Source organism: Burkholderia sp. WTPI3, assembly GCF_021483755.1.
Taxonomy (GTDB): Bacteria; Pseudomonadota; Gammaproteobacteria; order Burkholderiales; family Burkholderiaceae; genus Burkholderia.
Window position 1 is genome coordinate 25,634 of the sequence record NZ_JAGIXF010000064.1, and the last position, 11,602, is coordinate 37,235.

Here is an 11,602-nt window from a genome sequence, read left to right on the forward strand (position 1 = left end):
CGCCGGTGCACCATTTCCCGCTTCGGCGGAATATATTGGTCAGAAGAACAGCCGCAGCGGCGACCGGCAGAACAGCCCGCGGTGTCATCCCGAAGAGGACCGCTAGATGATCAGGGTAATTCTGGCTGACGATCACGCAGTCATGCGCGACGGACTGCGTCACATCCTGGAAACGGCCGGCGGCTTCGAAATCGTCGGCGAGGCGAGCGACGGCTCGGCCACGCTCGAGCTGGCCGAACACCGCGCCGCCGACGTGCTGCTGCTCGACCTGTCGATGCCCGCACCGACCGGCATCGAGCTGATCCGGCTCGTCAGGACGCGCGCGCCGTCGCTGCGCACGCTCGTGCTGACGATGCATGCGGAGACGCAGTACGCGGCCCGCGCGTTCAAGGCCGGCGCCACCGGCTATCTGACGAAGGACAGCGCGACCGCCGAACTCGTCGACGCCGTCGGCAAGGTGGCCGCGGGCGGCGTCTACGTGAGCCCGTCGGCGGCCGAAAGCCTGGCGCGCACGCTGCGCGCGCCGACCGAAATGCTGCCGCACGAACGGCTGTCCGCGCGCGAACTCGACGTGATGCGCCGCATCGTCGCCGGCCAGACCGTCACGCGGATCGCGTCCGAGCTCACGCTGAGCGCGAAGACGGTCAGCACGTACAAGACGCGCATTCTCGAGAAGATGGATCTGCCGCACGAAGCCGCACTGGTGCGCTACGCGGTGCGGCACGATCTCGACATGGGCTTCGACGACGCATGATGCCCGCCTTCCGCTACCGCCCCGCCGCTGCCGACGACGAAGACGACGCGTCGGAGCCGTCGCGGATGTTCATGTCGTCGCTGCCGCCGGGCCGGCGCGAGCGGCGGCTCGCGCTCGCGACGGTCGTCGTGTCGGCCCTGATCTTCGTTGCGCTCGCACCGTTCGCGGATACGCAGCTTGCTCGGGTCTGGGGATTCATTCCCGTGTACCAGTCGGCGATCGTCGTCAACGACATGGTGACGGCCGGCCTCCTGCTCGGCCAGTACGCGATCCTGCGCGAGAAATCGCTGCTCGCGCTCGCGGGCGGCTATCTGTTCACGGCCTTCATGGCCGGCACGCACATGCTGAGCTTCCCCGGCCTGTTCACGCCGTCGGGCCTGCTCGGCGCGGGCGAACAGACTACCGCATGGCTGTACCTGTTCTGGCACGGCGGCTTTCCGCTGGCGGTCGCCGCGTACGTGCTGCTGCGCGAGACGCCGCGCGCGCGCCAGCCGTCGGTGACGCAGCGCAGCGCGGCGATCCCGATTCTGCTCTGCATCGTATCGGTCGCGAGCGCGACCGTCGCACTCGCCCTGCTCGCGACCACCGGCCACGATCTGCTGCCGCGCATCATGCAGGGCAACCGGATGGCCGCGACGATGGCGTACGCGATCACGACCGTCTGGGCGCTGAACCTCGCCGCGCTCGTGCTGATGTGGCGGCAGCGGCGCCCCCATTCCGTGCTCGACCTGTGGGTGACGATCGTGCTCGTCGCGTGGCTGTTCGACATCGCGCTGTCGGCGATGCTGAATCACGGACGCTTCGATCTCGGCTTCTACGCCGGGCGCACCTACGGCCTCGTCGCGTCGGGTGTCGTGCTGTTCGCGCTGCTGTTCGAGAACGGCCGGCTGCATGCGCAGACGGTGCGCGCGCTGGCCGGCGCGCGCTATCAGCATCTGCTGGTCGTGCAGAAGAGCGCGCAGCTCAACGACGCGAACGAACGGCTCGAGCAACGCGTCGCCGCGCGCACCGCGCAGTTGAGCGCGTCGAACCGCGACCTGCGGCGCGAAGTCGAGGAGCGCGTGCGTGCGGAGCGGGCCTTGCAGGCGTCGCGCGAGGATCTGCGCGAGATCGCGGCGATCAGCGCGACCGCCCGAGAGGCCGAACAGCGCCGCATCGCACGCGAACTGCACGACGAACTTGCGCAGATGCTCGCAACGCTGAAGAACGATCTCGAATGGCTGCTCGATCGCGTGCCGCAGGACGATGCGCCGCTGGCACGCAAGATCGCGTCGATGCATGCGCTCGCGCGCGACGCGGTGACGGCCACGCGGCGCATCGCATCGGACCTGCGGCCGCTGATGCTCGACGATCTCGGGTTTGCCGCGGCAATGCAATGGCTCGTCGAGGATTTCCGGCACCGTCGCGGGATGGCATGCACGCTGCGGGTCGAGCCGGGCGAGCTGCAGCTCGACGAACCGTATGCGACGGCGGTGTTCCGCATCGCGCAGGAAGCGCTCGCGAACGTCGCGCGGCATGCGGCCGCGTCGAGCGCGAGCGTGACGCTCCTGTATCGCGACGAGACGATCGCGCTGACGATACGCGACGACGGTGCGGGCTTCGATCCAGGTGCGCCGCGCAAGTCGGGATCGTTCGGGCTGGTCGGGCTGCGCGAGCGCGCGTATCTCGTCGGCGGCACGCTGCGCATCGATACGACGCTCGGCGAAGGGACGACGGTGGAGGTGGATATTCCGGTGGCGTCCGCGCATGTGGCGATCGCGCATGGCGGGGATGGCGCTTCGCGGACGAGGCCATGACGCGGCTGGCGCGGCGGCGGGAGGGATTGCCGCTGCGGCGACGATCAGTGGTAGTCGTCTTCCCGCTGATGCCGGACGGAAAGGATCGTGACTTGTTCTGCGCTTTCGATCTCAAACAGCGGCACATAGCCCGACGTACGAAAGGAAACGATCAGTTCGCGCAGAAACGGATTGCGCTCATCGAGCTTGCGGCAGGTGAACGGGAACAATCGCAACATGGCCACGCCTCGTTCGATTGCTTCCAACGCCCTCGCTGCCGCTTCCACATCACGTTCGAGCAGATATCGATACAGTTACAAGGTCTTCACGCGCTGCCGGCGTATATCGAATCTGGTAGCTCAATCGGCCGCCTTCTTCGAACGAGCGGCTTTCAGCATGCGCTCGAGCTCGCTCTGAACATCCGCGGCATCGACGTATTCGCCCGTGCGCCGCGCCTCGTCATGCGACGCCAAACCTCGTGCGACGAATTCGTGCTGCAGCCGCCGCCGGGCAATGCCATCGCGCAACGCCGATTCCATGAACGCAGACAGCGTCTCGTTTTCCGCCAGGACCGATTCCGCTTCCTCGCGCAACCGCAGATCGACTCGCAGCGCGGGCATCGTAGCCGTTTTCATTACATTCTCCCTGCATTACATATGTAATGCAGGGCAGCAAACCGCCCAAATCGACGGTAGTCGGCCATTCGTCATAGCCGAACCGTCAAGGGCGCGCTCACGCCCGCGCCGCCGCCATCCCCCGCTCCGAGCGCGTCCACGCGACCAGCGCGCCGACGCCGAGCAGCGCGAGGCACACGATCGGTACGATCATCGGCCCGAACGCGGTGCCCGTCACCTTGCCCGCGAACGGCATCAGGTTCTGGCTGAAGAAGCCGCCCAGGTTGCCGATCGAATTGATCGCCGCGACGCTCGCCGCCGCACGCGCGCCAGTGAAGTAACGCGGCGGCATTGACCAGAAGCACGGATACAGCAGCGGAATGCACGCTCCGCCGAGCACGAGCGCAATGAAGCGCAGCGGCGTCGACGGCAGCACGAGGCTCAACAGGAAGCCGAGCGCGCCGAGCGCCGCGACGATCGCGATCGTGCGCAGGATGCTCTTCGCACGGCGCAGCTTCGACGGCAGCCACAGCAGCAGCAGCACCGCGAGCGCCCAAGGCAGCATGCTCAGCAGCCCGTTCGTGCCGCTCGACACGCCGAATGACTTCACGATCGTCGGCAGCCAGTACGTGACGCCGTACAGCGACGTCGACATCAGCATGTAGGTCGCGGCGAACAGCATCACGCGCGGATCGAGCAGCGCCTTCCACGGCTGCGCGTGCTCGGCCTGCGCCGGCTTCTCGCGCTCGAGCGCGGCCGCGACGATCTGCTTCTCGCGTTCGTCGAGAAACGGCGCGTCGCGGAACGATGCGGGCAACACGCGGAACACGACGATCGCGACGATCACCGCCGGGATGCCCGTCGCCACGAATACCCACTGCCAGCCCGCCAGCCCCCACACGCCGTTCAGGCTCAGCAGCACGCCGCCGACCAGCGAGCCGAGCATGTTCGCGAGCGCGCTGCCGAGCGTGAAGATGCCCAGCACCTTCGCGCGGTAGCTCTGCGGGAACCACAGCGTCAGGTAATAGATCACGCCCGGATAGAAGCCGGCCTCGGCGATCCCCAGCAGGAAACGCAGCGAACAGAACGCGGGCATCGATGTCGTGAAGCCCATCAGCACGGTGATGAGGCCCCACGTCAGCATGATCCGCGCGAGCCACACGCGGGCGCCGAAGCGATGCAGCGCGAGCGTGCTCGGCACCTCGAACAGCAGGTAGCCGATAAAGAACAGCGACGACGCGAGACCGAACGCGGCTTCGGTCATCCCGAGGCTGTGCACCATCTGCAGTTTCGCGAAACCGACGTTCTGCCGGTCGATGAACGCAATCAGGAACATCACGACGAGGATGGGCAACAGGCGTCGCGCCATCTTCGACATGATGCGCTGCTCTTCGGCGGACGCGGGGTCCAGGGTTTCGGTGGCATTCACTGCAGGCTCCTCCGTGAATCGGTTGCTTGTCGGTTGAATCGGCGCCGCGCGCGACGGGCGCGCGGGCACGGAAATATTTCGATGAATGGTGTGCGGCGTGCGGCGCCCCGCTGCGGCGCTCAGCCCGGCCGGTAGTCGTCGAGCATCGGCGCGAACATCTCGTGCCACGCACGCGGCTTCGCCTTGATCGTGCCGGCGAGATACAGGAATTCGACGTAGTCCATCAGCTGGTTCGGCCGCACCGAGAAACGCGTATCGGGCGCGGCGAGCATCTGCATCACGTCGTCATGCGACACGCCGACGCCCGACGACGCCGCATACAGCGCAGCGGCCGCGCGCGGATCCTGCGCGATCAGGCGATTCGCTTCATCGAGCGCGGCGAGAAACGCCACGGCCAGCGCGGGCTCCGCATCGACGAGCCGCTTCGGCGCGAACACGACGTCGAGCGTCATCGGGCCCAGCACGTCGACCGAATTCACGATGCGATGAATGCCCGGCTGCCGCAACTCGAGCGTCGAGAACGGCGGCGAAGTGAAGTGCGCGGTGATGCCGTTCTCGCGACGGATCAGCGCCTGCATCGCCTGCGGATGCGGCAGGTTCACGGTGATCGAGTCGAGCTGCGCGAAATGCTTCGCGCCGAGCTGCCGGCTGGCGACCATCTGCAGCACGACCGCCGACAGCGACGTGCGGATGCCCGGCACCGCGATCCGGTCGGCGCTCGTGAAGTCGTGCAGCGATGCGAGGCCGGAACGGTTCGCATTGAGCGACAGCGACGTCGTCGACAATCCGCTGATACCGATCACCTCGACATTCGGAATGCCGCGCGCCCGCGCCCACAGCTCGATGAAGCCGGGCGCGCCGGCGCCCGCGAAATCGAGCGTGCCGGCCATCATCGCGTCGTTGACGGAATTGCCGCCGTCGAGCAGCACCCAGTCGACCGCGATCTCGCGCAGGCCGTGCCGCGCCGCGTGCCGCTCGAACAGCCGCTGCTTCTCCATCACGAGCAGCGGCAGGTACAGCACGCCATAGCCTTTCGAGATCCGCACGGTGCGCGGCGTCGAACGCACGAGCGATGGCGCCCCGAGCACGCCGAGGCCGGCTGCGATCAACGCGCGGCGGCGTAGCGACGTCGTCATGCGTGCGCCCGGCTGCCGAAGACGGCGGACTGCGACCCGGCAGCCGGCGTCGCGCTCGCGTGCGCGTCCGGCCGCGTGGTCGTCGTGTCCGTGACATGCTGCATGTTGCCGTCTCCTCTGGTATTAATGCCGTCTTCGCTTGTTCCGGCTCGACACAGGTTATCGATCGAGTCTGAGAAAATGCTGACATCCCCGCCCCGGGAAAACCCCTAACCCATCTACCTGCGAACCGGCACCATGCGCATTCTCGTCGTGGAGGACGATGCCGAAATCGGCGCGGCGATCCGCAGCCGCCTGACGCGGCTCGGCCATGCCGTCGATCTGGAAACCGACGGCTCGACCGCAAACGGCCTGCTGCGCGTCGAACGCTTCGATCTCGTCGTGCTCGATGCCAACCTGCCCGGCCTCGACGGTTTCGCGGTGCTGCGTAACCTGCGCGCATCGGGCAGCACGACGCCGGTGCTGCTCGTCACCGCACGCTCGGCGATCGACGACCGCGTGAGCGGCCTCGGCCTCGGCGCCGACGACTATCTGGTGAAACCGTTCGACTACCGCGAGCTCGACGCGCGCGTGCAGGCGCTGCTGCGCCGCAACAGCGGCCATGCGAACGACGTGCTGACGCTCGGCGGCCTCGTGATCGACCGCAGCAGCCGCCTCGCGGAACTCGACGGCCAGCCGCTGTCGCTGTCGCGCCAGGAGTTCGCGCTGCTCGAGATTCTCGCGAGCCGCCCGCAGCGGATCTTCTCGAAGGACGAGCTGCTGAACCAGTTGTTCAGCTTCGGCAACGAGCCGACCGCGAACGCGGTCGAGCAATACGTGACGCGCGTACGCAGGAAGCTGCAGGGCAGTTCAGTCGAAATCCGCACCGCGCGCGGGATGGGGTATCAGATTGCCGCGCATTGACTGGTTCCCGAAGACGCTGTTCGGGCGCACGCTGCTGTTCATCGCGCTCGTCGTCGCGACCGGCGCGCTCGCGCTTGCCGCGATCGCGCGCTACTACGCGGGCGTCGCGGCCGAACGCGCTTACGACCAGTTGCTCGCCGGCGCGTCGATCCAGGTCGCGGAGAACCTGTACGTCCAGGGCGGCGTGCTCGCGCTGAACCCGCCGGTCGCCGCGCTGTCGACGCTGTCGCGCTACGACCTCGTCTACTACAAGGTCGTCGATTCGCGCGGCGTCGTGGTGGCCGGCTACAACGATCTCTCGAGTCCGGTGGCGCTCGCCGCCGCGAAACAGGGCCCGGCGTTCGCGAACGCGGTGTACCAGGGGCATCGGATCCGCACCGCGACCATCGCACGCTACATGCCCGAAGAGAGCACGCCGGGCTGGGCGCTCGTCACCGTTGCGCAGACAACCAATGCGCGACAGCAACTGACGAACGACATGAGCATCAAGGTGTGGACGCTGATCCTGCTGATGAGCGTGCTCGCGATCGGTGCGAGCGGCCTCGCGATCCGGCGCGGGCTGCGCCCGCTCGCGCAGATCGGCGCGATCATCGCCGCGCGCGACCCGGCCGACCTGCGGCCGGTGGCCGTCGACACGCCGAGCGAGATCGATGCGATCATCGGTTCGATCAACGGACTGATGCGCCGCCTCGCGGAACGGATCAACGCGATGCAGCGCTTCATCGCCGACGCCGCGCACCAGATGCGCACGCCGCTCGCGCGACTCGACGCGCAGATCGAACTGCTCGACGGCGAGGCCGATCCCGCGCGTCACGCGGCGCGGCTCGATGCGCTGCGTGCGACCTGCTCGGACGTCGGACGGCTCACGGGGCAGTTGCTCAATCATGCGATGGTGATCCATCGCACGGAGGCCGTGCCGCTGCAACCCGTCGAACTCGTCGCGCTCGCGAAGGACGTGCTCGGCCGCGCGATTCCGCTGGCAGACGAGCGCGATGTGGCCGTTGCATTCGCCAGCGATTCACCGCATGCGTGGATCGACGGCGATGCGATCAGCTTGCAGGAGGCGCTGTCGAACGTGCTGCACAACGCGCTGCTGCATGGGCATGCGGACGACCTCGTCGTGTCGGTCGCCGCCACAGGCAACGCGGACGATACGGTGACGCTGACCGTCACCGACAACGGGCAAGGCATTGCGCGCGAGCATTGGGATGCGGCGTTGCAGCCGTTCGTGCGGATCGCGCCGGACGGCACCGAGCGTCGCACCGGGTCGGGCCTCGGGCTCGCGATCGTGCAGGAAGTGATGAAGGCGCATGGCGGGCGGGTCGGGTTCGCATTTCCCGATGCGGGCGGATTTGCAGTGGTGCTGACGTTTCCGCGGCCGGTGACGGCCCATGCAAGCAAGACCCCGCTTCGCCGGACGACCTGACGCAGCGTCCGTCGCACGGCAGCGGGCGACAGGCGCTCAACCGTCGCTGTCGCGATCGTCGGCGTTGCGCGCCGCATGCCGCGCCACCAGCTGGTCCAGCTCGTCATAGCGACCGTCGCAGAAGAGGCGGCACAACGTGTCGACGTCGACGCGTTTCCTGACGTCGATCGTTTCGACGTGCTGCTCCAGCTTCGCCTTTCCCATGCCGAACAGCCCCTTCTTCATCCGCATGGAAACGACATTCAACTGGAAGCCGTCCGCGTGCGCGTTGCTCAGCGCGCTGATCCACAATTCGCGCTGATCGCCGGCATGCTGCAGCACGAGCGCGGGCAACGGGCCGTCCTGCAACGCGTTCCAGTCGGCATGCTGGGCGGCCCACGGGAATGCATCGAAGGCCTGCGTGAACGACGCGTAGTCCGTCGCGCCCTCGGGATCCAGCTGGTTGTAGTCGTAGCCGACTTTCTGCGTGGAATAGGTCAACATGGCGCGGGGGTCTCCGTGGCGTCGATCGCGACAGAACGCTAATCTACTCCACATTTCGCCGCGCGGGGCCGCGCCGGCCCGCGCGACCTACACCGCCACCGCCTCCCCGCCGAGATACGCATCGCGCACGCGCTCGTCGTCGAGCAGCGTTTTCGCGGGTCCTTCGAGCACCACACGCCCCGTCTGCAGCACGTATCCGTAGTGCGCGATCTCCAGCGCGAGGCTCGCGTTCTGCTCGACCATGAACACCGTCACGCCCTGCCGGTTGATCGTATCGATCAGTTCCAGCACCTTGTCGACGTACAGCGGCGACAATCCCATCGTCGGCTCGTCCATGCAGATCAGCTTGGGCCGCGCCATCAGCGCACGCGCCATCGCCAGCATCTGCTGCTCGCCGCCGGACAACGTTCCCGCGCGCTGCGCGAGCCGCTCGCGCACCCGGGGAAACAAGTCGAGCACGCGCTCGCAGTCGTCCGCCACCGCGGCGCGGTCGCCACGCGTGTACGCCCCCATCAGCAGGTTCTCGCGCACGCTCATGTCGCCGAACAGACGCCGTGCTTCGGGCACCGCCGCGATCCCGCGCCGCACCCGCTGCGGCGTCGCGAGCGCCGTCACGTCGCCGCCGTCGAAACGCACGACGCCGCGACGCGGCCGCATCAGCCCGAGAATGAGCTTCATCGTCGTCGACTTGCCGCTCGCGTTGCCGCCGAGCAGGCTGACGATCTGCCCGCGGCCGACTGCGACATTCACGTCGAAGTGCACCTGCACCGGCCCGTAGAACGTGTCGAGGTGTTCGAGTTTCAACAGCGCGTCGGTCATGGTCGTGTCGGGTCCGGATGAAAGTGTGCTCATGCCGCCGCCTGCACGGTACGCTCGGCCGCCGCGCCGCCTGCGTGACGGCGGCCGAGGTAGGCCTCGATCACGCGCGGATCGCGCCGCACGTCGCGTGGCACGCCTTCGGCGATCTTCACGCCGTTGTCGAGCACCATCACGCGGTCGGACACGCGCATCACGAGTTCGAGCTTGTGCTCGATCAGCAGGATCGTCAGCCCGCGCGCCTTCAGCGACTGAATCAGTTGAAGCATCTCGGCCGTCTCCGTTTCGTTCATCCCGGCCGTCGGCTCGTCGAGCAGCAGCAGGCGCGGATGCAGCGCGAGCGCGCGGCCGATCTCCACGCGCCGCCGGTTCGCGTACGACAGGCTGTGCGCCGGATGATCGATGCGCGGCGTGAGCCGCTGGCCGAAGCCGGCGATGATGTCGCGCGCCTCGTCGCGCAGCGCCGCTTCCTCGCGGCGCACCGACGCGGGCCGCACGAGCGCGCGCCATACCTCGGCCGCGGCGCCGAGCGCGCGCCAGCCGGGCCGGGCCGCACGCAGCCGCGCATGCGCGCCGATCAGCACGTTGTCGAGCACGCTCAGGTTGCCGAACACGCGGCCGTGCTGGAACGTGCGCGCGATGCCGAGCGCCGCGAGCCGTTCCGGCGCGGTGCCGGTGATGTCGCGGCCGTCGAACGTCACGCGGCCGGCATCGGGCCGGTCGGCTCCCGCGATCAGGTTGAACAGCGTCGACTTGCCCGCGCCGTTCGGGCCGATCACGCTGAGCAGTTCGCCGTCGGCGAGCGTGAGGCTGGCGCCGTCGAGCGCGGTCACGCCGTCGAAGCGACGCGTCAGGCCCTGCACGTCGAGCAAGGGTCGGGGGATGGTCATCGCGTTTTCCTCACACCGTGCCGAGCAGGCCCTGCGGCCGGAACCGGACGAGCAGCAGCAGCACGAGCCCGTAGATCAGCATCCGGTAATCGGCCGCCCAGCGGAACAGTTCAGGCAACCCGATCAGTGCAACCGCGCCGACGATGCCGCCGAGCACGTTGCCCAGCCCGCCCAGGATCACCATCGTCAGCGCAAGAATCGACACCTGCGAATCGAAGGTCTGGTGATTGATGTAGCTGTACAGATGAGCGGCGATGCCGCCGCTCACGCCGGCCGCGACCCCGCCGACCGCGAACGCGATCGCCTTGTAGCGGTTCGGCGCGATGCCGTGCGCACGGGCGGCGACGTCGTCCTCGCGCACCGCGCGCAGCGTGCGGCCGAGATGCGAGTGCAGCAGCCGCACCTGCACGAGCGCGAACACGACGAGCACCGCGAACGTGAACCAGTATGCGGCGCGCGCGGTCGCCGCCCACGGCAGCGGCGCGATGCCGGTGATGCCGAGCGGGCCGCGCGTGAGGCCGTCCCAGTTCAGGATCACGAGGCTCACCACTTCGCCGATGCCGAGCGTCGCGATCGACACGTAGTGTCCGCGCAACCGGAACGCCGGGTAGACGAGCAGCGTGCCGAGCACGGCGGTGATCGCGCCCGCGCACGGAATCGTCACGGCGGGCGACCAGCCGAGATCCGACGACAGCAGCGCCGACGCGTACGCGCCGATCACGAGCAGCGCCGCATGGCCGAGCGAGATCTGCCCGACCGTGCCCGCGACGAGCGTGAGGCTCAACGCGAGCAGACCGTACAGCCACGCGTTGGTCAACGTCTGCAGCACGTACGGCGACGCGCCGAGCCACGGCAGCACGGCCGCCAGCGCAATCAGCACCGCGAGCAGCGGACGCGGCACGCGCACCGCCTTCGCGGCCGCGAGGAAGGTGCCCGTCATCGGCTCCGGCGGCAGCGCGCGGTTCGCGCTGAACAGCCCGTTCGGCCGCCACACGAGGAACACGATCAGCAGCCCGAACGCGAACAGGTCGCGGTAGCTCGTGCCGAACAGCGCGACGCCGTAGCTTTCGACGAGACCGAGCAGCAGGCTGCCCGCGATCGCGCCCGGCACGTTGCCGAGCCCGCCGATCAGCAACGCGACCACGCCCTTCAGCGTCGCCTGGAAACCCATCGCAGGGTCGATGCTGTTGTAGTACATGCCGACCAGCAGCCCGCTCACGCCGCCGAGCGCGCACGCGATCGCGAACACCGTCTGGTTCACGCGATCGACGTCGACGCCCATCTGCAGCGCGGCGTCGCGATCCTGCGCGGTCGCGCGCACGGCCCAGCCGAGCCGCGTGAAGCGCAGGAAGCCGTACAGCACCCCGGCCGCCCCG

General features: G+C 68.3%; 11 protein-coding genes and 1 pseudogene. 4 read left to right on the plus strand and 8 right to left on the minus strand.

Annotated features, from left to right (window positions below; translation table 11 throughout):
• The first annotated feature begins 106 nt into the window (after positions 1-106).
• Entirely contained in the window at positions 107-754 is a 648-nt protein-coding gene (locus J7024_RS27255; RefSeq protein ID WP_124829877.1) for a response regulator, read from the plus strand.
• On the plus strand, positions 751-2,550 hold the full coding sequence (locus J7024_RS27260) for a sensor histidine kinase (RefSeq protein ID WP_124829876.1): 1,800 nt from the start codon (positions 751-753) through the stop codon (positions 2,548-2,550). The genes J7024_RS27255 and J7024_RS27260 overlap by 4 nt, the downstream gene beginning before the upstream one ends.
• Positions 2,551-2,594: 44 nt before the next feature.
• On the opposite strand, the pseudogene J7024_RS27265 reads toward J7024_RS27260, so the two are convergent.
• From J7024_RS27265 to J7024_RS27280, 4 genes and pseudogenes are all read right to left on the minus strand, one after another.
• Positions 2,595-2,892, minus strand: a pseudogene (locus J7024_RS27265) (type II toxin-antitoxin system RelE/ParE family toxin).
• Positions 2,889-3,164: a YlcI/YnfO family protein gene (locus J7024_RS27270; RefSeq protein ID WP_124829874.1), complete on the minus strand. Its 276-nt coding sequence runs from the start codon at positions 3,162-3,164 to the stop codon at positions 2,889-2,891. Before J7024_RS27270 ends, J7024_RS27265 begins: the two are co-directional and overlap by 4 nt.
• A gap of 97 nt (positions 3,165-3,261) precedes the next feature.
• Positions 3,262-4,572: an MFS transporter gene (locus J7024_RS27275; RefSeq protein ID WP_124829873.1), complete on the minus strand. Its 1,311-nt coding sequence runs from the start codon at positions 4,570-4,572 to the stop codon at positions 3,262-3,264.
• Between the two features lie 119 nt (positions 4,573-4,691).
• Positions 4,692-5,708 carry an ABC transporter substrate-binding protein gene (locus J7024_RS27280; protein ID WP_124829872.1) on the minus strand — a complete coding sequence of 339 codons (1,017 nt, stop codon included), beginning with the start codon at positions 5,706-5,708 and terminating at the stop codon, positions 4,692-4,694.
• Between the two features lie 237 nt (positions 5,709-5,945).
• Between J7024_RS27280 and J7024_RS27285 the strand changes: the two genes are divergently transcribed.
• The gene (locus J7024_RS27285) at positions 5,946-6,611 is read left to right on the plus strand and encodes a response regulator transcription factor (RefSeq protein WP_059532061.1); all 666 of its coding nucleotides are present in this window, start codon (positions 5,946-5,948) and stop codon (positions 6,609-6,611) included.
• Positions 6,598-8,037 (plus strand): sensor histidine kinase, encoded by a 1,440-nt coding sequence (locus J7024_RS27290; RefSeq protein ID WP_124829871.1) that lies wholly within the window; start codon positions 6,598-6,600, stop codon positions 8,035-8,037. The genes J7024_RS27285 and J7024_RS27290 overlap by 14 nt, the downstream gene beginning before the upstream one ends.
• 36 nt (positions 8,038-8,073) lie before the next feature.
• On the opposite strand, the gene J7024_RS27295 is transcribed toward J7024_RS27290, so the two are convergent.
• The 4 genes from J7024_RS27295 to J7024_RS27310 all read right to left on the minus strand — a co-directional run.
• The gene (locus J7024_RS27295) at positions 8,074-8,520 is read right to left on the minus strand and encodes a hypothetical protein (protein WP_124829870.1); all 447 of its coding nucleotides are present in this window, start codon (positions 8,518-8,520) and stop codon (positions 8,074-8,076) included.
• An 87-nt stretch (positions 8,521-8,607) separates the two neighbouring features.
• Positions 8,608-9,372, minus strand: coding sequence for an ABC transporter ATP-binding protein (locus tag J7024_RS27300; protein WP_124829869.1), 765 nt, complete (start codon positions 9,370-9,372; stop codon positions 8,608-8,610).
• Entirely contained in the window at positions 9,369-10,226 is an 858-nt protein-coding gene (locus J7024_RS27305) for an ABC transporter ATP-binding protein (protein ID WP_124829868.1), read from the minus strand. The genes J7024_RS27300 and J7024_RS27305 overlap by 4 nt, the downstream gene beginning before the upstream one ends.
• Before the next feature lie 10 nt (positions 10,227-10,236).
• Positions 10,237-11,602: ABC transporter permease (locus J7024_RS27310; RefSeq protein ID WP_234745621.1), on the minus strand; the 1,366-nt coding region annotated here is incomplete at its 5' end.